The organism is Erwinia sp. E602 (assembly GCF_018141005.1).
GTDB lineage: Bacteria > Pseudomonadota > Gammaproteobacteria > Enterobacterales > Enterobacteriaceae > Erwinia.
Genome location: NZ_CP046582.1, coordinates 698,340 through 718,886, shown reverse-complemented (window position 1 = coordinate 718,886; position 20,547 = coordinate 698,340). Strand labels below are relative to the sequence as shown.

The following is a 20,547-nucleotide window of genomic DNA, read 5'->3' as shown; positions in this document are numbered from 1 at the left end:
TTAAGTTTTTCACAGGGAATGTTTAACACTAATGAAAAATGACAATTAAAGATCTGAGGAATGATATCATGGAAGGCGAAAAAAATAGAAGCACTAAAAGTTTAGCATTGATTGGTTGCGGTGCATCAACAGTTCTTGTTCTTGAGGCTATAAAGATCAGAATAAAAAATATTACTAGAAATATTGAAATTCACATATTTGAAAAGAAATCGTACTTAGGTAGGGGAATGGCATATGACACGAAAATTAGAAATTTAATTATTAATACCGCACCTGAAACAATGAGTGTTAACTATGAAGACAAAAATGATTTCATTAACTGGCTGCAGGGTAGGGGTATACACTCCCAGCATGGTGTACCTAGACGTATTTATGGAGATTATCTGGAAGAAAAACTAAATGATTGCATTAAAATAATGAGAGAAAACAAGAAAAAAATCAGAATACATAATGAAGAGGTGATAAAAATAATCATATCAGAAAAATACAAAATAATAACACATAGCCAGAGAAAAGATTTTGATTATTGTATACTAGCCACTGGCGCACAAGTTAACAACCCAGTTCATCTCATTAACGATGAGTTCATGACTATATTTAACGAGAAGGAAATCTCAAAAATCAGTAAAAATAAAAAAATATGTATATTAGGATCAGGGCAAAGTGCAATAGATGCATGCATAATGCTTGAGTATTTCAATGTCAGAGGAAACTACACTCTCCTTTCCAGAGGAGGAATATTGCCAGGGGTTAAAAGCATGTATCATGAAAACTCAGCAAAGACAGTGGATAGTTATAACACTAGTATTTTACCTTTCGCAGAGCTAACTAAAATCATACAACTAGCACTCACAAAAAAAATCAAAAAAAAACCTCCCGTAGTAACTCCATTCAACTCTTTGGAAATTATGATTGATGATATAAATAAATTAGAAACAGAAAAATACCCTGAATGGCAAAGGATAATGGCACAATTGACTCCCTGCATTAATAAATCCTGGCAAGGTCTTAACTCTTGTGAAAAGATTCTGTTTTACGAAAAGCATTACAACACATTTCATTATTTAAGAAACACTATAATACAACCAAGTGCTAAACGATTTCTTAAAATAGTCAATACTGGAAGAGTTGAATTAACGTGGGGGTCATACTCTATCATACATCAAAAAAATAAATTCAAGGTAAAAAAATGTGATTCATTACTATATTTTGATTATGTCATAAATGCATCTGGTTTAAGGCCATATGGTCTCAATGAAATTTTTACAGATGAAATTAGCTCTGGGAATTTAAAACTCAACAAGATGAGAGGTATGGACGTAGATTGCAAAAACATGAGGGTATTGAATAAAAAAGGAATGCCCTATAGAGGTTTTTATTCGATTGGTTACCCTACTTACAATTCAATAATCATTCCTAACTCTATAGAATTACTTCGTGAATGTGCAAAATCTTTGGCGGAAAATCTTATTCAATCACTTGGAGAAACAGAATAATGAAAATTATATTTTTAGGCATTAAGAACATAAAATTTTTCTCAGAAGAACTATTGAATAAATTCGAAAAAGTTTTTTTACTTTCTGAGGGTGATACTCAAATAATAAAAACAATGACTGGAGACCAAGTTTTTTATGTAAGTGAAAAATTAGACCATGATCTAAAAACAAAAAAACTAAACTTTGAAGAGTGCATTTCAATTTTAAAAAACATTATAACATTTAAAGATGATGTTAAAATTTTTTGCAACCAGGAAAGCAATCTCAGAGTGGCAGAAAAAATAAGATTACACTTTGGTATTTATGATCATATGTACGGGAAAACCAGTATATTTCTAGATAAAGTAAAAATGAAAAAAACACTCTCAAACACTGAAATAAAAACCCCTAAATACTTAGATTTCGATATAAACATTGAAAATATTATCTTTGATGAATTAAAAAGTCATTTAGGTAATGTATTTATCATAAAACCAAAATCCTCCGTAGGGAGTCGTGGAATTCATGTTATAAAGTCGGAGGTTGATTTCTTAAGGTTCAAAGATATTACATTTAATGACAAGTGTAAGTATCATGCAGAAGAGTTCATTGATGGAAAGTTATATCAATTCGATGTTGTCATACAAAACCATGAAATAATTTATCATAATGTAAGCCGATATAGCTGCCCGATGATGGAACTACAGAATGGAGAAACATTATCTTCCATTATGTTAGATCGTAAAGATGAAATGCATACTCGAATTAGCAATTTTGGAAAAAAATGCATCGCGAAGTTTCAAGTTAAACATGGCTGTTTTCACATGGAAATTTTTCATTCTATTGATGATGAGCTGATATTTCTGGAGGTCGCTGCAAGATCGCCGGGATTAATGACAGTTCCAGCATATTATAGCTGGGAAGGTGTAAACATGTATGATTTGGAATTGCTTTTACAATGCAAAATGAAAATTGACAAAGGTAAATTGATAACCTCGATTACTCCAAAGCCTGCTTTTTTTGTCGTTTACCCTAAAAGGAACGGATTGGTTAAATGTACAAACTCACCTAAAACAGAAGATGATATTGAAGAATCCTGGAAGGTTAAAGAAGGAGAGGTCATAAATGCAACAACTACAAATATCGATTATGCTGCGATTTTCTTTGTTAAATGCAATTCTGTTGAAAGGGTGATGGATGCTTATGAATTTTTCACATTTAAATTTGAAGCAATAACAGTCATTCCATCATAAAGGGTAAAAAAATGATAACTAAAAAGAAAGTACCATTATTTTCACCTTTTAGATATCCTGACTACAGAAATCTTTGCATTGCAAATTTCATTGCAAATATAGGTGCATGGATACAAATATTCGCAAGCGGTTGGCTAATTGCTTCTCAAACTAAAGATCCATCTATCTCAGTCATGTCACAAACAATGACCCAAATCCCCATTTTTATTTTTTCAATGATTGGAGGTGTAATATCTGACAGAATGAACCATTTTCGATACCTTTATATGATAAACATATCCATTTTCATTCTTGTTTTAATACTGGGGTTAGTAACAATGTTTTACTCTCCACAAGTTAATTATATATTGATTTTTACCTTTTTGATTGCATCCGGAACTGCACTAAAAACGTCATCATGGCAAGCCTCGATGTCTACTTTGGTCAACTCTGATGAAATTGAAAGTTCCGCTACTTTAAACGGATTAAGTTACAACTTAGCATCCATAATTGGACCTCTTATCGGAACATTAATATTATTACTATCTCAACCAGGGGTCCTTTACTTAGCTAACGCAGCTTGTTTACTATCCCTTATATTCATATATTACAATATGAAAAAAATAAAAACCCATAAGACTAAAGCATACAACATGCAAATAATTGACTCATTGACACAAGGCATCAGTGAATGTTATAAAAACAAATCATTCCGTCACCTAACCATCATCATCATATTTCTTTTCTTCCCTATTTCTGCATTCCAATCTCTTTTACCAATTTATGTCACAAACACTTTGTCTAGAGGAAGCGTTTTTTTAGGATACCTTATGTGTAACTTCGGATCAGGCGCTGTAATTTCAGCGTTCTTTATGCCTTCAATCAGGTCGAGACTGTTAAGACATAACATACTTACATTATTCTCATTAACCTTAGGCTGGTGCTTTATTGTACTATCCTTCAAACCTCCTTTGATGTTCATTATCCCCACTGTATTTATTGCCGGCTTTGTATGGGCAGGTATCGTTTCAACATCAAACTCTATTGCACAATCTTGTTTTAATAAAGAGATAAGGTCTCGGGCATTATCTATTTATAGCATGTTTTTTTATGGAGCTTTAACACTAGGAAGTATTACCTGGGGTAGAATAGCAAGTTTACTCAACATTCAATCTTCTTTTTTATGCACAGGATCATTATTAATAAGCACATCAGCGTATATATTATTGTTAAATAGAAAGGCAGTTAGAATATAACCAGTTAATAGCAGAATGCAACTAAAAGGAAATAAAGATGGACTCAGTAAAATCAACACTAACTGAACATTGCTGTGATAGGGTACTTGAAAGACTTGGTCTTCCTCGTACTCTTGAACCCAACTTACAAGGACTAACCATGCTTTATCAGGCATGGTGTGAAAAAATTCCTTTTGATAACATCCTGAAAAGAATAATGATGGTAGAGAACTCGAATAATGAACTCCCCGGTTTGTTATCTGAAGACTTCTTCAATAGCTGGCTTAAGTACGGTATTGGTGGAACTTGCTGGGCTAGTCAGGGAGCTTTGAAGTCACTACTTGATAAATTAAGATTTCCGGCCAACTATGTCTTATCGACAATGCTCTCATCAGGAAATGAGAATAGTATAACTCCTGGCCACGGCTCCATTATGGTTAACTTTGGGAATGCTAAATTTATTATCGACCCAACGATGCTGCATGCTAATCCGTTGCCATTACTCGATTATACTAATGATCATCCCGTTTGGAAAACACGAGTGCACTATAAAAATGATTTTTGGTGTGTTAACTGGAAGCCACTTGGAAGGCCATACGTTGATTGTCGCCTGCTAAATATAAATGCATCTTCCCGTGAGTTTATCTATCATCATAAAAAAAGTCGGGACACAAGTCGTTTCAATTCAGCAACAATAATCAGAGTCGCACGTAAAGATTCAATCGTAGGTTTAGTTAAAGGAGAAAAGATAACTCGCAGAAACGATGGGGCTGAAATTCGTCAACAACTAAATCATCGACAACAGCTAGAGTTATTAATTGATGAGCTGAAAATTGATGAGCAATTGGCTATGAAGGTGCCATTGTCATAAATTCGACTATTTTTAACTCGCAGCGCTGTAGAATTAACACAATTAATTCAATAAAAACTTTAATTCGAGAACGATCCTTGTTGAAGGTCAATTGAATGAAAATGAAAAACTCTGCATTACTTTAATATTTTTTGTGTAGAACATATCACTTCAGCCAGATGCTGCTGCACCAGCCGCACGCTCTGCCATCTGCTCCAGCCACGAATTGACACTGGAACGCATTCCAGTAGGATGAGGAGTGAGCGAGAAGCTAACTGCATTAGGATGCAATAGTTAGTGGAAGAACCCCACAGTATCCCTAAATTCTGTGTCAGGGTGAAACCTCAACACCATAGCCTGGTGGTGTAAAACATACAGGCATTAAAAAAACCGCCTTCTGAACAGGGCGGTTTTTTAATGCCTTTTATACAGCAGCTGCCCCTGTCGGTGCTTGTTCAGGCTTTTAGCGCTGGTGTGAAGGAAATTCCACAACACTTTCCCCTCCCAGGAAGCAACGACGGCGAGCATTTGCTGTTTCTGCCGATATGTTCCGATGAACATGTACCTTGCCATCTCATCATCATAAAAAGTTTTCCAAATATCAAAGGGATGCTCTAACGTATCCAGGGCGAGCAAAACAGAACGCTCACGGGCATCCAGCCTCTTTTCCACGATATGCCTCAGGTTGCTTCTGGCAATATTCATGCTGCCAATTGGCGTGCTTTTAGAGACAACCTGCATGCTGGGATCAACAAAACCCATGTGAAACTCGAGTAATGCGACGGCCCCTTCGACACTATTAGCGGCCTGGATTTCAGGTAGGGGATCCCGTCGATTTTCACTGATAAGTTCCCTGAGGTCGGGCAGCATCAGCTCTTTAAAGGTGGGCAAATGACTGATGGCTCTGGCCATGATTACCTTTTCTTTGACCAGTAAATTCCGAATGATTAGATGAGCTTGTCCCTCATCGTGAGCACCAAACAGCTTGCCAGCCAGAGAAACAGACCGTTATGCCAATCATGCGTATATTCAACCCGCGCGACATCTCACCCCTTTTTCCCCGCCGATTTCCCAATTGAGCGGTGCAGATCCTGGATGCGCTTCATCGACTTCATGGTTTTCTGCGGTGCGCCGGAGGCCACCGACATCACCAGCATCTCCAGGCACAGCAGCACCGTGCCGTGCAGCGGCACCTTGCCGTTTTCACCGCCGCGCGGCACGGCGATCACCGTGTGCGCCTCGCGGCTGAAGCGCGAGTCCGGGGCGTTGGTCAGCAGGATCGCCGGAATGCCCAGCCGTCGCGCTTCGGCCAGGGTGGTCAGCCCTTCGCGGTGCGCCGATTTCTGCCCCATCATGATCAGCACGTCACCGCGTTGCAGGTAGAGCAGCTGCTCGGCCAGCAGAATACCGGTGCGGTTAAGTGAAAAGGCCGGCGTGCCGATGCGGGTAAACAGCCGCGCCGTATAGTCCGCGAGGACGCCGGAAGCCCCGATGCCAAACACCGCCACCTGGCGCGCCTCGGCCAGCAGCGCCACCGCCTGTGCCATCGCCGCGCGGTTGCGCGGTTCGCTTAGCGCTTCGCAGGCGCGCAGGTGCCCTTCCACTACGAACTCAATGCTGGCATTAACGTCGCTGGCCAGCGCGCCGAGGGTGGTATCCATCTTTTCCGCCGAGTTGACCGCCGGGCCCAGCCAGCGCTCGATGGTCTGTTTCAGGTCACGCAGTCCGGCAAAGCCGAGCGTCTGAATGGCGCGGATCACCGTGGCGTCCGAACACCGGGTGGCCGCCGCAATCTCCATCGCGGTGTGCTCCAGCACCACCTCACGATGCTCATTGATGTAGCTGACCACCGCGTACAGGCGCGGCGTCAGCAGGTGCGCGCGGGCGCGAAAGCGTTCGCCAAACAGATCGACGCGGCGGCGTGAGGCGTGCGGCAGGCTCATGGTTCCCCCTGCCTTTCCGGCAGCGTGCGGCCGGACAGATGGGACTGCACCTGGGCCACCAGCAGCCCCAGCGCGGCAAACGAGTTGGAAATCACTTCATCGCGCGACAGCAGGACGTAATGCCCCTGGCGGCAGGCCTGCAGGAACTCGCAGAAGCCCGGCATCACCCGGTTCATATCGGCAATTTCGTCCGCCGGCTTACCGCCGGTATCCGCCCGCCAGGTGTCAAACACGTAGTCGGCGTCCAGCTCCGGCAGCTGCTCGGCGCTGACGTCGATGCGGCCGCCGTCGGGGATCGCATCAACCAGCGGCGGGAAGCGGAAGCCGGCGTCGCGCAGCACCCGCCCCAGCGAATGGTAGCTGTGGTGCACGGTAATCTTGCCATTGTTGGCCTGGATCACCGACACGGTCATCTTTTGCGTGTCCACCACGTGGCGCAGCTGCTTAATCTGCTCCTGATAGCGGCGTTCAAGGATCGCCAGCCGCGCCCGGGTGTCGGTCAGTTCCGCCAGCTTCGCGTAGATGCGCGGCGCACCGCCGAGCAGGTGATCGATGCTGACCGTCGGTGCGATCTTCTCCAGCTGTTCGATCGGCGTGTTGCGCCCCGGTTCGGTGATGATCAGGTCGGGTCTGGCCGCCGCCACCGCCTCAATATCGATATCGGCGGTGCCGATAAAGCGGATCGACGAGTTATCAAAATCAACGCCGGTCAGTAATCCGCTGGAGCGCAAAAAATGGCTGCCGTCCGGACGGGTGCGGCCGTGGCTGGCCACCGGCATCACCCCCAGCTCAATCAGCGGAATGGTGATATCCAGATCGTGCAGCGACACGATGCGCAGCGGATGCAGCGGCACCTGCACCGTGCGGCCCAGATCGTCGGTAAAGGCGCGGGTGGCCTGGCCCGGGGCGCGGTCAGCCCGCGCCGCGCCGGCATCGGTAGCGGGGGCAGAAGCGGCCTGAGCTGGTGTTTTGCCCGCTGATTCGCCCGCAGCAGAGGCTGGCGCGTTGGCCGCTGGCACGTTCGCAGCCGCAGAGGCATCCACACCGGGTGCTGTGGCCTGCGCAGCAACTGCCGCCGTGGCGATCGTGGCAGCGCCGCTCAGCAGCAGCGCGGTTAACAGAGTTCGCATAGGGTTCCTTATCACATCAGAGTGCGTCACGGCGACGCCAGAGCAGCAGCAGGAAAAAGGGCGCGCCGATCAGCGCCATCACAATACCGGCCGGGATTTGTAACGGCGCAAACGCCAGCCGCCCGACGCTGTCGGCCAGCAGCACCAGCAGCGCCCCGATCAGCGCGCTGCCGCACAGCAGCGCCACCTGGCCACCGCGCAGCAGCAGACGGGCGATATGCGGGGCGATCAGCCCGACAAAACCCAGGCTGCCGACGCAGGAGACGCTGGCGGCAGTGAGCAGCACCGGGGCAGTAAAGCGCACCCACGCCAGCCGGCGCAGCCGCACGCCCAGCCCGCTGGCCGCACTATCGCCGAGCAGCGCCACATCGGCCGCGCGGGCGGTGAAAAACAGGATCGCCGCCGCCGGCAGCGCCCAGCCGGCGGCCAGCCCCAGCAGTGGCCAGGTGGCCGCGTGCAGGCTGCCCGCCAGCCACATCAGCGCGGTCTGCACGTCACGCACGTCGGCGGTGGTGATAAACACCCCGGTGGCGGCGGCAAACAGCCACGAGACGCCAATGCCGATCAGGATAAAGCGCGGCCGCGAGATATCCCGCGCCAGCGCCACCACCAGCAGCGCCACCAGCAGCCCGCCGGCCATCCCCGCCAGCGGCCGCCACAGCAGGCTGGCGGCCGGAAACAGCAGCACCAGCGTCAGCACCACCGCGCTGGTGCCCTCCTTAACGCCGATCAGTCCCGGGTCGGCCAGCCCGTTACGGGCGATCGACTGCATCGCCGCCCCGGCCATGCCCAGCATCGCGCCACACAGCAGCGCCATCAGCAGGCGCGGCAGGCGGATGTCCCACACAATATAGTGCTGCTCTGCGGCCAGCGACTGCGGATAAAACAGCGCCCGGCCGATGGCGGAGGCGGGCACCGGCAGCGATCCCTGGGTCAGGCTGGCCGCCAGCAGCATCAGCGCCAGCCCGGCCAGCCCTGCGCCCGCCAGCAGCAGACGCGGGCGCAGCAGCAGGCTGTAGCGGCCCAGCCGCAGGTGATGGAACCCGGCCCGACGTTCAGAGGCGATCATTTAAAAGTCCTTGCGGCGATCAGGATAAACACCGGCGCGCCCACCAGCGCGGTCATAATCCCGGTGGCCAGCTCCTGCGGGGCCAGCAGCGTGCGTGCGGCGATATCCGCCAGCAGCAGCAGCAGCGCCCCGGCCAGCGCCGAGAGGGGCAGCACCACGCGCAGATCGTTGCCCACCGCACGCCGCACCAGCTGCGGCACCACCAGGCCGATAAAGCCCACCGGCCCGGCCAGCGATACTGCGGCACCGCACAGCAGCGCGGCGGCCAGCAGCGCGATAAAACGGGTGCGCGCCACCGGCACCCCCAGGCCACTGGCGGCGCGATCGCCCAGTGCCAGCATATTCAGCCGCGGGGCGATCGCCAGCGCCAGCAGCACGCCGGTCAGCGCAGGGATAGCGGCCGCAGCGGCGGCGGGCCAGCGCTGGCCGGCGAGGTCGCCAGCCAGCCAGGTGCGCATCGCCAGCAGCGTCTGCTCATCGAGGATCAGCACCGCCGCGGCGATCGCCGAGGCAAAGGCCGACAGCGCCACCCCGCACAGCGTGACCTTGAGCGGCGTCAGCCCGCTGCGCCCGGCGGAGGCCAGCAGCATCACCAGCGCAAACAGCGCACCGCCCCCGGCGGCGGCCACCAGCGGCCGCAGGCCGAACAGCCCGCTGCCGCTGAGACCGAGCGCGCTGCTCAGCACCACCGCCAGCGCCGCCCCGGCGTTCAGCCCCAGCAGGTGCGGTTCACCCAGCGGATTGCGCACCACCGCCTGCAGCAGCACGCCGGCCACGCCGAGCGCCGCGCCGGTCAACAGCGCGGCCACCAGCCGCAGCAGGCGCAGATCGACGATGACCCGATGATCAAAGTTACGCGGCTGATAGTCGAACAGCGCCTGCAGCACCGTCGCGGGGCCGATGCTGCGGGCACCGATACCGAGATGGAAAACCACTGCCAGCAGCAGCAGGCCGAGCAGGCTCAGGGTGCTCAGCGCCGCGCGCGCCCGGCGGCGCAGCTGCGCCGTCTGCAGCGGGTTCATCCGGCGCTACCCTGGCGCTGCGGGAACGGAATAAAGAACGGTTTCTGCGTCAGCGGGTTAATCGCCGTCTGCACCTGCACGTCAAACACCGCCTCAATCAGTTCGGCACTGCAGGTCTCACCTTCGGCCACCACGGCATGCAGCCGCCCGGCTTTCAGAAACACCAGCCGATCGGCATAGTTAACCGCAAAGTTCATATCGTGCAGCACCACCACCACCGTGCGGCCATGCTCACGGGTCAGCGTCTGCAACAGTTCGAGGATCTCCACCTGATAGCGCAGATCGAGGTACGTGGTCGGTTCATCAAGCAGGATGGTATCGGTCTGCTGCGCCAGCGCCATGGCAATCCAGCAGCGCTGGCGCTGCCCGCCGGAGAGACTCTCGACCGGCAGGTGCGCCAGCGCGTCGGTGTCGGTCAGGCGCAGCGCTTCGGCCACCGCCTGCTGGTCGGCGTCCGACCACTGGCGCATAAAGCCCTGCCACGGATAGCGCCCACGGGAGACCAGCTCAAACACCGTCAGCCCGTCCGGCAGCAGCGGCGTCTGCGGCAGCATGCCGAGCCGGCGGGCGATCTCACGGGTCGGCTGCTGATGAATGGCTTTACCGTCCAGCCGCACGCTGCCGCCCAGCGGCAGCAGCATGCGCGCGATGGTGCTCAGCAGGGTGGACTTGCCACAGCCGTTGGCCCCGGCCAGCACGGTCATTTTCCCCTGCGGAATGGTCAGGCTGACGCCATCCACCACCACCTGGCGGCCATAGCCGACGGACAGGCGATCGACAACGATCCCCTGCTCTGACGGCAGCGCCGCGTGACCTGCTCCGTTTTCCTGCCGTTGTAACATGACCCGCTCCTGCACCGGCTTCGGCCATTAACTCAGCCTGACCGCCCGCACATTAAATAAAAATAACTCTCATTCGTCTTCACGATCATGCGGAGTTAACATGTAGTAGTCAAGCGGCGTATTGTTTTACTACATCGCGATTATTTCGATGCAAAAAACCCTAAAAAAGCAAAGGACTTAATCATATTAAATATATAAAAATCATAATCTTAAATACAAAACATTAATTTCAAATCCGGGCTATTTTGCGACGTAGTCAACCGCTAAAATTTTTGCGTATTTTACGTTTACTACTACATAGCTACATGTTTGAATGATTCTCAATTACATGTCTGGCGGCACCCGTCGCGTTAACGGACAGAGCAGCGGCCACGCCGCTAACCGGGCAATGATGACTTTAGCTCTGCCTCTGCGGGCAGGATCGGACAGTTTGCGGGAATCAAAATAATGACAGAGTTAACATCTGCTATTTCGGGGAAAAAAGGGCGTGCGCTGTTTTCAGCGCTGTTTATTGGCGCACTAAGCGTGCCGGCTGCAGGTGCAGCACAGACTGCGGATGCGGCGGCCATCCTCAATGCCAGTAATGCCAGTAATGCCAGCACAAGCATCAACACTACCAGCAACGCCAGCAATACCGGTGACACCAGCAAAACCGGCGGCGGCAAGACCAGCGACAGCGATACCGGCAACGCCAACAAAGCCGGCAACAGCAACAGCAACAGCAGCAGTGAAACCGGCAGCATCACCGTAACAGCCAAAACCGCTGACGCCAGCCGCACGATGACCAGTGGCTATCAGCCGCTGAATACCAGCACAGCCACGCTGACCACGATGCCGCTGCTCGACGTGCCGCAGGTGGTCAATACCGTCAGCGACCGGGTGATTGCCGACCAGCACGCCACTACGCTTGACGAGGTGTTAAACAACGTCAGCAACGTGGTACAGACCAACACGCTGGGCGGCACCCAGGACGCCTTTGTACGCCGTGGTTTCGGCAGCAACCGCGACGGTTCGGTGCTGACCAACGGCCTGAAAACCGTGCTGCCGCGCAGCTTTAACGCCTCGGTAGAGCGTGTGGAAGTCCTGAAAGGACCGGCCTCAACGCTGTACGGTATTCTCGACCCCGGCGGGCTGATCAACGTGATCACCAAACGCCCGCAGCAGACTTTCAGCGGTTCGATCCAGGGCACCTCGACCAGCTTTGGCGGCGGCAACGGCGCGCTGGACGTCACCGGCCCGATCGCCGGCACCAGCCTGGCCTACCGGCTGATCGGCTCGGTGCAGGATGAGGACTACTGGCGCAACTTCGGCAAGGAGCGCAGCAGCTTCTTCGCGCCGTCGCTGACCTGGTTTGGCGATGACGCCACCATCAACGTTGCTTACTCGCACCGCAACTACAGCACGCCGTTCGATCGCGGCACCATCTTCGATCTGAACACCGGTCACGCGGTCAACGTCAGCCGCGAAACGCGCTTTGATGAGGCATACAACATCACCACCGGCGAATCGCACCTGGCCCAGCTGAACGGCGAATACCGCCTCAACAACCAGTGGACGGCGAAGTTTGACTACAGCTTCAGCCAGGATAAGTACGGCGATAATCAGGCGCGGGTAATGGCCTATGACGCCGCCACCGGCAACCTGACCCGCCGCGTGGATGCCACGCAAAGCTCCACCCAGCAGCAGCACGCCGCACGCTTCGATCTGCAGGGCAACGTGGTGATCGGCGGGCTGTATAACGAGATCCTCACCGGAGTGGCCTACGAGTACTACGACCTGCTGCGCACCGATATGATCCGCTGTAAGAACGTGAAAGATTTCAATATCTACCACCCGTCTTACGGCTCCACCGGCAAATGCACCAGCGTCTCCGCCGCCGACAGCGATCAGCGCATCCGCCAGGTGAGCTACTCCGGCTACGTGCAGGACGCGCTGTACCTGACCGATCAGTGGATTGCGGTGGCGGCGATGCGCTACCAGTACTTTACCGAGTTCGCCGGCAAGGGCCGCCCGTTCAATACCAATACCGACAGCAGCGACAGCCAGTGGGTGCCAAAGCTGGGGCTGGTGTATAAAGCGACGCCAAACGTATCGCTGTTTGCCAACGTCTCGCGCTCGTTTATGCCGCAGTATTCGATTGCCAGCTACATCGGCGAGCTACCGCCGGAGACCGCTACCGCCTATGAGGCCGGTGCCAAGTTCGATCTGTTTGATGGCGTGACCGGCAATATCACGCTGTTCAACATCGATAAAAACCACGTGTTGTATAACGACACGGTAAACGGCGAAACGGTGGCAAAAACCGCCGGTAAGGTGCGTTCCCGCGGCGTGGAAGTTGATCTCGCCGGGCGGCTGACCGATAACGTCAATCTGATCGCCAGCTACGGCTATACCGATGCCAAAGTGATGGAAGACCCGGATTACCAGGGCAAGATGCTGCCCAACGTGCCGCGCCACACCGGTTCACTGTTCATGACCTATGACTTCAACAACGTCTGGGACGGCAATACGCTGACCGTCGGTGGTGGCGGCCATGCGGTGAGCCGTCGCTCCGGCAACAACGGCGAGGACTATTCGTTGCAGGGTTACGCGGTAGCGGATGCCTTCGCCGCTTACAAGATCAAGACGCAGTATCCGGTGACGCTGCAGGTGAACGTGAAGAATCTGTTCGACAAGACCTACTACACCTCATCGATCGCCACCAATAACCTCTCTAACCAGATTGGCGACCCGCGTGAGGTACAGTTTACGGTGAAGATGGACTTCTGACGGCCTCCCGTTCTGGCACCTGCGTTGCTGCTTTAAGGGCATCGCTTTTTGAATTGGTGCCGGGTTCGGCCGTTGGCGACAGAACGCCGGGACGCCGTTAATTTTTTAAAGCCCCAAAATCCGGGCTTTAAAAAATAATCCATCCATGGAGGCTCGGACGGCGCATCCTTGCGCCGTACGCCCGGCTAACCTGCCCGCCAACGGCCTCCCTGCCAGCAATTGCGTAGCTGTTAAGGACATCGCTTTTCGCCTGGGTACTGAAGTCTGAAAAGTGGTTACTGTCTGGTCTGGTTTGGTCTGATTTGGTCTTAAAACAGCGACGCAAAAAAATAGCAGGCAATCGGGGTTTATCCGGATAAGCGGACCTTCGGGCACACGGACGTGCCCGGCAGAGCCCAGGGACGTTATTGGCGTGTCCGCGTTCCGGATAAACCCCGATTAGCCAGGCACCGGCACCTGAAGCGACCCGGCCCAAAGCCACTCCCCGATAAGCCCGTCCCTGTCTTCAAAGCGACTATGCCCTTAGCCCTTAGCCCCCTTCTGCTATAATCAGTCATAACTAAACATTATCCTATCGGCAATTAATGCCGGATTTAGTCGAAAAAGAGATAACCAATTCGTAATAAGAATAATTATCAAACCTATTTAAAAAACAGAAAGATTTATATTTAAATAAAAATTAACCTAACAAAATCAGTTAATTGAAAATTAGTTAAAGAAAAATAGCCTTTGCTATACTTACAGGGTTTTTATTTTAAAAAGATGCGTGCATAATGCGCAGAAATCACCTGTGACCAACAGCCAAAAATAAATTAAGGAGTCATTATGCTGACCAATGAAATGACCGCAAAACTGAACGACCAGCTGAACCTCGAATTCTACTCTGCCAACCTCTACCTGCAGATGAGCGCCTGGTGCACCGATAAAGGCTTTGACGGTGCCGCCGCCTTTATGCGTGAACACTCCCGTGAAGAGATGCAGCATATGCAGCGTCTGTTCGGCTACCTGAGCGACACTGGCGCAATGCCGGTACTGGGCACCATCGACGCCCCACCGGTGACCTTCAACTCGCTGCACGAAGTACTGGACCTGGCCTATCAGCACGAACAGCTGATCACCGGAAAAATTAACGAACTGGCTCATGCTGCCATTACCACCCAGGACTACTCCACCTTCAACTTCCTGCAGTGGTATGTTGCCGAACAGCATGAAGAAGAGAAGCTGTTTAAATCGGTGCTGGATAAGCTGGCGCTGGTCGGTAACAGTGGCCAGGCGCTGTTCTTTGTCGACAAAGATCTGAAAGATCTGAGCGCCAATACCCACAGCCACCAGGCGTAATCTCCCGCCCGATCGCTGAAAAAAACGCCTGATGTGCTGCATCAGGCGTTTTTTTATGGCTGAAAACGGAGAGCGCTGCTGCAGAAAATGCACAGGGCTCCCCTTATACGCTTACTTTGTTGGCTTCAGCGTCACCCAGTATCCCGGCTGATAAGCGATCGGCAGGAACTTCTCGTGGAACTCGCGGAAGGTGGCGTCCGGATCGATATCCTTAAACAGCTCCGGGTGCAGCCATTTGGCGATCGCCTGGATAGCGACAAACTGGTACGGGCTGTCGTAGAACTGGTGCCAGATGGCGTGCGCGTTGCCGTTAGTGGCAACCGGCAGCGTGCTGAAGGCCGGACGGGCCATCAGCGCGGTCAGACGCTGGGTGGCAACGGTCAGATCGGCACCTGGCCCTACGCCCACCCAGCCGCCGGCGGTGTTGTAGTTCTTCCAGTTAGCGCCGGTGACGATCGCCACGTCAGGACGGGCGGCGATAATCTGCTCCGGGTTCAGGGTGCCAAAGGTGCCGGGGATCAGACCCTTTGCGATGTTGATGCCGCCGGCTACTTCCACCATGCGGCCAAAGTTTTCGTCGCCAAACGACATGCAGCACTCTTCGGTGTAGCCACCGGCGCGATCGAGCATCACCTTCGGACGCTTGCCGTGGAAATCCTTCAGGCGGTCGGTGACGATGTCGATCTGCTTTTTGCGGAAGGCGATAATCTCTTCCGCCCGCTGCGGTTTGCCCACCAGCTGGCCCATAATGCGGATGCTTTTCTCCGCGTTCTCAAACGGCTTTTCGCGGAAGTCGATAAACACCACCGGAATGCCGAGCTTGTCGAGCTTCTCGGTCAGCTTAGACTCGTCGGTGGCCGCTTTGGACTCCAGGTTCATCAACACCAGGTCCGGCTTCAGGGTCAGCGCCTGTTCCACGTTAAAGGTGCCGTCTTTGGCACCGCCGAAGGTCGGCAGCTTTTTAATCTGCGGATACTTTTTAGCGTAGATCTCATAGCTGTCGAAATCCGCCTTCGGCAGATCGTCGCGCCAGCCGACCACGCGCTGGAACGGCGCGTCGGTATCAAAAGCGGCCAGCAGATAGATCTGCCGCCCTTCGCCGAGGATCACCCGCTTCACTTCGGATTTGATTTCAACCTTACGCCCGCTGACGTCTTCCACCGTAAACGGTGCCGCCAGCAGTGAAGCAGAGGCGCACAGCCCCGCCACCAGAATTAACGCTTTACCCCAGATCGTCATAGCTACCCCACAAGGACAATGATTATTATTCTCAGAAAAATCGTGCCCCGGCATGCTACGTGCAGGTGAAAATGAAAACAATATCGCGGAAGAAATTTCGTCGGGTGACAGTCACCCTGCCGAAAGGCAGGGGTACCAAAAGCAGCGCGAACGTAAGTCCGCACCAGGCGTGAAACTCAGAACGATAGCCGGTAAAATTTGCTGTCCACCTTCATTACCGGAAAGCTCTCCGGCAGTGCGCTGACCGCAATCTCGTCAAAACCGTTCTTCTCATAAAAGCGGTGCGCAGCAAGGAATTTCGCCGTGGTGCCCAGGTAAACATCCTGTAGCCGGCGTGCCCGGGCATGCTCCAGCAGCGTGTTCAGCAGCGCGGCACCGGTGCCGAACTGACGGCCGCGGTACTCTGCGGCGACAAACATTTTGCGCAGCGCCGCCTGGCGATCGCCAATGTCCTTCAGGCCGATGCAGCCAACAATGACGTCACCGCTGCGCGCTATCCAGAAGCCGCCGTTACCCTGCTGGTAAAAATGCTGCACGTCACGCAGATCCGGCTGCTGATCGGCGGTGATATCAATGCCGAACTCCTGGTTCTGGATGCCAAGGATCAGCGCGATCACCGCCTCCTGATGCTGCGCCTGGTAAGACTCAATCACTATCGATTCACCGGACATCACCGCCTCCTTTATACGGCCAGCGCACGTTCAACGTGCAGCAGGCAGGTGGCAAATACGTCTTCGCTGACTCCCCGCGCGACCGCGTCAGGGTCAGCGTCACCGGTGACGGTAAAGTCAGCCCACCATTCGGCCAGCGTCTGATTGCTGCCCTGCGGGGTGAGCTTAATCACCGCCACATAATCCTTAACCGGCATTGGCCCTTCAACAATCGCGTAATGCAGCTCAAAGGCGTCGGTGTCCAGTTTCAGCAGCTTTTCCCGCACGATGCCGTCCGGTACCGTCAGCCGACGCACCACGCCCGGCTCGGTGTGGCTGGCACCGTTTTCCAGTTCACTGTGGGAGATGGCCGGGTGGATCGCCGGCAGGCCGTTAAAATCGGCCAGCAGCGACCAGATTACGGCGGGCGCGGCGGCAATGGTACGGCTGGCGTAAGCAGTATGGGGCATGATTGTTCCTTAAAAGAGCCTTGAAGGATCATCAATCTAGCACGTTCATATCCTGAGCCGGTTAATCCTTTCAGGCGGCAACAAAAAACCGGTCTCAGGGACCGGTTTTTTTCGCCAGACATTCTCGTTAACGAAAGCGTCGCTGCCTGTACGCCAGAATGTTAACGCCCGGCTACGGCCGCGTCATGCAGGTTCAGGCGCTGCCAGAAGCTCTGCTGTGCGTCGCCAGAGAGCGGGTAACCGGCTTCCAGCGCGGTGCGCACCATCAGCTGACGACGCTGTGCGGCGCTGAGTGCTGGCAGCGCCGCTTCCAGCAGCACTTCTGCCCCTTCCGGCACCACCACCGGCGCGGCTTTCACGCTGGCGCGCGGCAGGTTGTAAGTCATGGTGAAGCGGTAGAAAGTGCGCATGGCCGGGGCCGCGAACGGATCGTCTTTCGCCGCCACCCTCGCGCAGGCCGCCAGCGATGAACCGCACTCTTTCTCCAGCGCCGCACGCAGCTGCTGCTTCGCCTCATCGAACAGCTTGCGGTACGACGGATCGTTAAGGTAATGCGCCACGTTGCGCTGCGCCACCATGCGGGATCCCATCACGTCCAGCGGATAGTGAACGCCGAGCACGATGCGCGAGTAGCCGTAGCGCGCCCCGCGATCGACCAGCGGCACGAAGCGTTCCGGGATCATCTGCGCCAGCAGCAGCGCGTCGGTGTAGCCGGTGTTGGTGTGGCCGCTCGGGAAGGAGCCGCCGTCGGCGGTGTACGGGTGGCCATCTTTCACCACCGCCGTGTCCGGCACCCGATGAATGGTGTTGCCGGCGATCAGGAACGGGCGTTTATAGTCGAAATGCTTTTTCGCCTCACCGGTGCTGACCTCGCTGGCCTTCAGCAGCGCGGCGGCGCGGCCCAGTTCACCCTTGTCGTAGGCGCGAATAAACGCTTCGCCCAGCTTCGGCCCCAGCGCGTCGGCGAGGAAATAGAGGTAGTTCTGCCCTTCCGCCTCCACCAGCGCCTGGCGGCGGGTGGCGTCAGAAGCGTTGAGGTTAATGTTTTCCACGGTGTCGAGGTTCTGCTTCAGCGTCGCCTGCGGCAGCGCGGTAAAACCGCTCAGCAGCGCGATGCCCGCCTGCTGGTTGGCCTTTTTAGCGAAATCGTAGCCGCTGGCCTTAAGCCAGGCTTTATCCACCTGTTTACCGCCCTGCTTTGCCGACTCCAGCTGGCTGCGCATCACGCTGGCGTAGTCCCCTTTGATGCTGGCGATCAGCGCGTTCCGTGCCGCGCTCTCCAGCGCTACGTAGGGCTGGCTGGTGCTGGCCGGGGTGGTGGTACTGGCGATAGCGGCTGCCTGCGGCAGCGTGGTGGCGGCGGCGTGCGCCAGCGGACCGGTCAGCAGCGCGGCGGTCATAAGGGTGAGACGAAAGCGCATGTTTTTATCCTTAGAATCATCAGTCGGTTAACCTTGCCGCCAGCAGGTTAACGCCGCAATATGACGCTTTTTTGACAAGTCACATCCGGATACACTCCGGATTTCCCCGTCGCCTGCCCCCTTCACACCTGCCACGGCAGCACGCCACGGTGCTTACGGCCGAGCAGCGATGCCAGCAGCATCAGCAGCACCACCAGCAGGATCATCAGGCAGCCGACCGCTGCCGCCAGCGTGGATGAGCCGCCCTCGTCGAGGAAGACGATGGTCGGGCCGATGGTTTGCGTGGCGGACGTCACCAGCAGGATCGATACCTGGATTTCATTCAGCGCGGTGAGGAACACCAGAATCGCGCCGGCAATCACCGAAGGTGCCACCAGCGGCAGCAGGATATCGCGCATGCGGCGCAGGAAACCGGCCCCGGCCAGCTGCGCGGCCTCGTCCAGCGATCGTTCAACGCGGGCAAAGCCGGCCAGCGTCGGCCGCAGCACCAGCGCGAGAAAGTTCGACAGGTAGGCGGCAAGGATAATCCACACCGTACCGTACAGGCTGACGTTGAGCAGCGGGATCGGCTTAAGGAAGAACAGCAGCGCGGCGATGCCGGTAACCACGCCGGGCAGCGCGTACGCCAGTTCGCTGGAGAGATGCAGCACCCGCACCAGCCGCGTGCGCCGCCAGCTCAGGTAACAGGCCATAAACAGCGCCATCAGCGTCAGGATCGCCGCCGCCAGCAGCGTCAGCCCGAGGCTGGTCACAAACGCATGGCGCACCGCCGGGTAGTCGAACAGCGCGTTGCGGTAGTTGGCCAGCGTCAGCGACTGCCAGTCAAGCGCCTGGCCAAAGCCCTGGGTCAGCGAGGTGGTCAGCAGCGCTGAAAGCGGCAGCAGCAGGATCAGCGCCATCATCAGCCAGACGGCGATCTCCACCGGCAGGCGCCAGCGCCCCAGCGACTGCTTCAGTCCGTGGGTGCTGCCGTTGACGCGCACGTCGCGCCGCCCGCCGAGCAGGCTGCTGGCGATCATGCCGATCAGCGTAATCGCCGCCAGCAGCAGCGACAGCACCGCCATATCCGGCAGCGCGCCGGGGCCGCTGTTGTTGAGCTGCTGATAGATCAGGGTGATCAGCGTCGGCACCCGCGCCGGAATGCCCAGCATCGCCTGGATACCAAAGTTACCGGCGGCAGAGACAAACGACAGCGCCGCCCCGGCGAAGATCGCCGGGCGGGCCAGCGGCAGGATCACGTCCAGCAGCACCCGGTACGGCGAGGCACCGGTGATGCGTGCCGCCTCGACCAGATCGGCAGGCAGCCGTTGCAGACCGGCGCGCACCGTCAGAAACACCAGCGGCGCGTTATGCAGGCCGAGCAGCACAATAATGCCCGACAGAGAATAGAGCGGCGGCCTGCCGCCATCACCGGGCGACAGGCCTGCCGCCGCCAGCCCCTGCACCAGCAGGCTGGACGGCGACATCGCCTGCACCCAGGCCAGCGCGGTGACCTGCGGTGGGATCATCAGCGGCAGGATAAAGGCGAATACCCAGGCGGCCTTCGCCCGCATATCGCTCAGCGCCACCAGCCAGGCGGCCAGGGTGCCGAGCAGCAGCGCCAGCCCGGTCGAGGCCAGCGCGATAATCAGCGTGTTACCGGTGGCGCTCAGCACCCGCGGCGTCGCCAGCAGCTGCAGCAGGCGCTCGCTGTCCGGCACGCCGGCGGGGGCGATCGCCGCCCAGATCAGCCGCGCCAGCGGCGCGATGGAGAGCAGGCCGATCGCCAGCGCCAGCAGCCACAGCACCCAGCGCTCGCTGCCCGGCCAGCGGGATGTTGGTCGGGCGGCAGCGCCGCGCAGCAGAGAAGGCAACACGCTCAT

At 54.7% G+C, this 20,547-nt stretch carries 17 protein-coding genes; 6 read left to right on the top strand and 11 right to left on the bottom strand.

Features of this window, described 5'->3' with window-relative positions:
- Window positions 1–68 precede the first annotated feature (68 nt).
- The 4 genes from GKQ23_RS04680 to GKQ23_RS04665 are packed head-to-tail and all read left to right on the top strand — an operon-like array spanning window position 69 to window position 4,813.
- Window positions 69–1,496: an FAD/NAD(P)-binding protein gene (locus GKQ23_RS04680; RefSeq protein ID WP_212409890.1), complete on the top strand. Its 1,428-nt coding sequence runs from the start codon at window positions 69–71 to the stop codon at window positions 1,494–1,496.
- Window positions 1,496–2,728, top strand: a complete 1,233-nt coding sequence (locus tag GKQ23_RS04675) for an acetyl-CoA carboxylase biotin carboxylase subunit family protein (protein WP_212409889.1) — start codon at window positions 1,496–1,498, stop codon at window positions 2,726–2,728. Before GKQ23_RS04680 ends, GKQ23_RS04675 begins: the two co-directional genes overlap by 1 nt.
- An 11-nt stretch (window positions 2,729–2,739) precedes the next feature.
- Window positions 2,740–3,963 (top strand): MFS transporter, encoded by a 1,224-nt coding sequence (locus GKQ23_RS04670; protein ID WP_212409888.1) that lies wholly within the window; start codon window positions 2,740–2,742, stop codon window positions 3,961–3,963.
- Window positions 3,964–4,000: 37 nt separating this feature from the next.
- Window positions 4,001–4,813 (top strand): arylamine N-acetyltransferase, encoded by an 813-nt coding sequence (locus GKQ23_RS04665; protein WP_212409887.1) that lies wholly within the window; start codon window positions 4,001–4,003, stop codon window positions 4,811–4,813.
- Window positions 4,814–5,206: 393 nt separating this feature from the next.
- Here the strand turns inward: GKQ23_RS04665 and GKQ23_RS04660 are convergent, their stop codons facing one another.
- The 6 genes from GKQ23_RS04660 to GKQ23_RS04635 all read right to left on the bottom strand — a co-directional run bounded on the left by GKQ23_RS04660 (window position 5,207) and on the right by GKQ23_RS04635 (window position 10,798).
- Window positions 5,207–5,704, bottom strand: coding sequence for a PBECR2 nuclease fold domain-containing protein (locus GKQ23_RS04660; RefSeq protein ID WP_212409886.1), 498 nt, complete (start codon window positions 5,702–5,704; stop codon window positions 5,207–5,209).
- A gap of 134 nt (window positions 5,705–5,838) precedes the next feature.
- Window positions 5,839–6,735, bottom strand: coding sequence for a MurR/RpiR family transcriptional regulator (locus GKQ23_RS04655; RefSeq protein ID WP_056231570.1), 897 nt, complete (start codon window positions 6,733–6,735; stop codon window positions 5,839–5,841).
- The gene (locus GKQ23_RS04650) at window positions 6,732–7,865 is read right to left on the bottom strand and encodes an ABC transporter substrate-binding protein (RefSeq protein WP_249168473.1); all 1,134 of its coding nucleotides are present in this window, start codon (window positions 7,863–7,865) and stop codon (window positions 6,732–6,734) included. The genes GKQ23_RS04655 and GKQ23_RS04650 overlap by 4 nt, the downstream gene beginning before the upstream one ends.
- Window positions 7,866–7,881: 16 nt before the next feature.
- Window positions 7,882–8,934, bottom strand: a complete 1,053-nt coding sequence (locus GKQ23_RS04645; protein ID WP_212409885.1) for an iron ABC transporter permease — start codon at window positions 8,932–8,934, stop codon at window positions 7,882–7,884.
- Window positions 8,931–9,956 carry an iron ABC transporter permease gene (locus GKQ23_RS04640; protein ID WP_101506001.1) on the bottom strand — a complete coding sequence of 342 codons (1,026 nt, stop codon included), beginning with the start codon at window positions 9,954–9,956 and terminating at the stop codon, window positions 8,931–8,933. Before GKQ23_RS04640 ends, GKQ23_RS04645 begins: the two co-directional genes overlap by 4 nt.
- Window positions 9,953–10,798, bottom strand: a complete 846-nt coding sequence (locus tag GKQ23_RS04635; RefSeq protein ID WP_212409884.1) for an ABC transporter ATP-binding protein — start codon at window positions 10,796–10,798, stop codon at window positions 9,953–9,955. Before GKQ23_RS04635 ends, GKQ23_RS04640 begins: the two co-directional genes overlap by 4 nt.
- Window positions 10,799–11,245: 447 nt before the next feature.
- Between GKQ23_RS04635 and GKQ23_RS04630 the strand changes: the two genes are divergently transcribed.
- A complete protein-coding gene (locus GKQ23_RS04630; RefSeq protein ID WP_371820071.1) occupies window positions 11,246–13,567 on the top strand; it encodes a TonB-dependent siderophore receptor in 2,322 nt (773 codons plus the stop codon).
- An 825-nt stretch (window positions 13,568–14,392) separates the two neighbouring features.
- Complete coding sequence (ftnA, locus tag GKQ23_RS04625) at window positions 14,393–14,905, top strand: non-heme ferritin (RefSeq protein ID WP_056231562.1); 513 nt, start codon at window positions 14,393–14,395, stop codon at window positions 14,903–14,905.
- A gap of 111 nt (window positions 14,906–15,016) precedes the next feature.
- Here ftnA and GKQ23_RS04620 read toward each other — a convergent pair whose 3' ends face one another.
- The 5 genes from GKQ23_RS04620 to GKQ23_RS04600 form a co-directional block, all read right to left on the bottom strand.
- Window positions 15,017–16,144 (bottom strand): ABC transporter substrate-binding protein, encoded by a 1,128-nt coding sequence (locus GKQ23_RS04620; protein ID WP_056231559.1) that lies wholly within the window; start codon window positions 16,142–16,144, stop codon window positions 15,017–15,019.
- A gap of 176 nt (window positions 16,145–16,320) precedes the next feature.
- Window positions 16,321–16,815 (bottom strand): GNAT family N-acetyltransferase, encoded by a 495-nt coding sequence (locus GKQ23_RS04615; RefSeq protein ID WP_212409883.1) that lies wholly within the window; start codon window positions 16,813–16,815, stop codon window positions 16,321–16,323.
- Window positions 16,816–16,826: 11 nt separating this feature from the next.
- A complete protein-coding gene (locus GKQ23_RS04610) occupies window positions 16,827–17,264 on the bottom strand; it encodes an SRPBCC family protein (RefSeq protein WP_056231553.1) in 438 nt (145 codons plus the stop codon).
- A gap of 161 nt (window positions 17,265–17,425) precedes the next feature.
- Window positions 17,426–18,685 carry a phosphatase PAP2 family protein gene (locus tag GKQ23_RS04605; RefSeq protein ID WP_212409882.1) on the bottom strand — a complete coding sequence of 420 codons (1,260 nt, stop codon included), beginning with the start codon at window positions 18,683–18,685 and terminating at the stop codon, window positions 17,426–17,428.
- Between the two features lie 122 nt (window positions 18,686–18,807).
- Window positions 18,808–20,547 carry an iron ABC transporter permease gene (locus GKQ23_RS04600; RefSeq protein ID WP_212411553.1) on the bottom strand — a complete coding sequence of 580 codons (1,740 nt, stop codon included), beginning with the start codon at window positions 20,545–20,547 and terminating at the stop codon, window positions 18,808–18,810.

Excerpts from the sequence above, each read along its gene's own strand:
- GKQ23_RS04665 (WP_212409887.1), top strand. The coding sequence starts at position 4,001 with ATGGACTCAGTAAAATCAACACTAACTGAACATTGCTGTGATAGGGTA.
- GKQ23_RS04600 (WP_212411553.1), bottom strand. The coding sequence starts at position 20,547 with ATGAGCGTGTTGCCTTCTCTGCTGCGCGGCGCTGCCGCCCGACCAACA.
- GKQ23_RS04610 (WP_056231553.1), bottom strand. The coding sequence starts at position 17,264 with ATGCCCCATACTGCTTACGCCAGCCGTACCATTGCCGCCGCGCCCGCC.
- GKQ23_RS04655 (WP_056231570.1), bottom strand. The coding sequence starts at position 6,735 with ATGAGCCTGCCGCACGCCTCACGCCGCCGCGTCGATCTGTTTGGCGAA.
- GKQ23_RS04675 (WP_212409889.1), top strand. The coding sequence starts at position 1,496 with ATGAAAATTATATTTTTAGGCATTAAGAACATAAAATTTTTCTCAGAA.
- GKQ23_RS04620 (WP_056231559.1), bottom strand. The coding sequence starts at position 16,144 with ATGACGATCTGGGGTAAAGCGTTAATTCTGGTGGCGGGGCTGTGCGCC.
- GKQ23_RS04670 (WP_212409888.1), top strand. The coding sequence starts at position 2,740 with ATGATAACTAAAAAGAAAGTACCATTATTTTCACCTTTTAGATATCCT.
- GKQ23_RS04660 (WP_212409886.1), bottom strand. The coding sequence starts at position 5,704 with ATGGCCAGAGCCATCAGTCATTTGCCCACCTTTAAAGAGCTGATGCTG.
- GKQ23_RS04650 (WP_249168473.1), bottom strand. The coding sequence starts at position 7,865 with ATGCGAACTCTGTTAACCGCGCTGCTGCTGAGCGGCGCTGCCACGATC.
- ftnA (WP_056231562.1), top strand. The coding sequence starts at position 14,393 with ATGCTGACCAATGAAATGACCGCAAAACTGAACGACCAGCTGAACCTC.
- GKQ23_RS04630 (WP_371820071.1), top strand. The coding sequence starts at position 11,246 with ATGACAGAGTTAACATCTGCTATTTCGGGGAAAAAAGGGCGTGCGCTG.
- GKQ23_RS04640 (WP_101506001.1), bottom strand. The coding sequence starts at position 9,956 with ATGAACCCGCTGCAGACGGCGCAGCTGCGCCGCCGGGCGCGCGCGGCG.
- GKQ23_RS04635 (WP_212409884.1), bottom strand. The coding sequence starts at position 10,798 with ATGTTACAACGGCAGGAAAACGGAGCAGGTCACGCGGCGCTGCCGTCA.
- GKQ23_RS04605 (WP_212409882.1), bottom strand. The coding sequence starts at position 18,685 with ATGCGCTTTCGTCTCACCCTTATGACCGCCGCGCTGCTGACCGGTCCG.
- GKQ23_RS04680 (WP_212409890.1), top strand. The coding sequence starts at position 69 with ATGGAAGGCGAAAAAAATAGAAGCACTAAAAGTTTAGCATTGATTGGT.
- GKQ23_RS04645 (WP_212409885.1), bottom strand. The coding sequence starts at position 8,934 with ATGATCGCCTCTGAACGTCGGGCCGGGTTCCATCACCTGCGGCTGGGC.
- GKQ23_RS04615 (WP_212409883.1), bottom strand. The coding sequence starts at position 16,815 with ATGTCCGGTGAATCGATAGTGATTGAGTCTTACCAGGCGCAGCATCAG.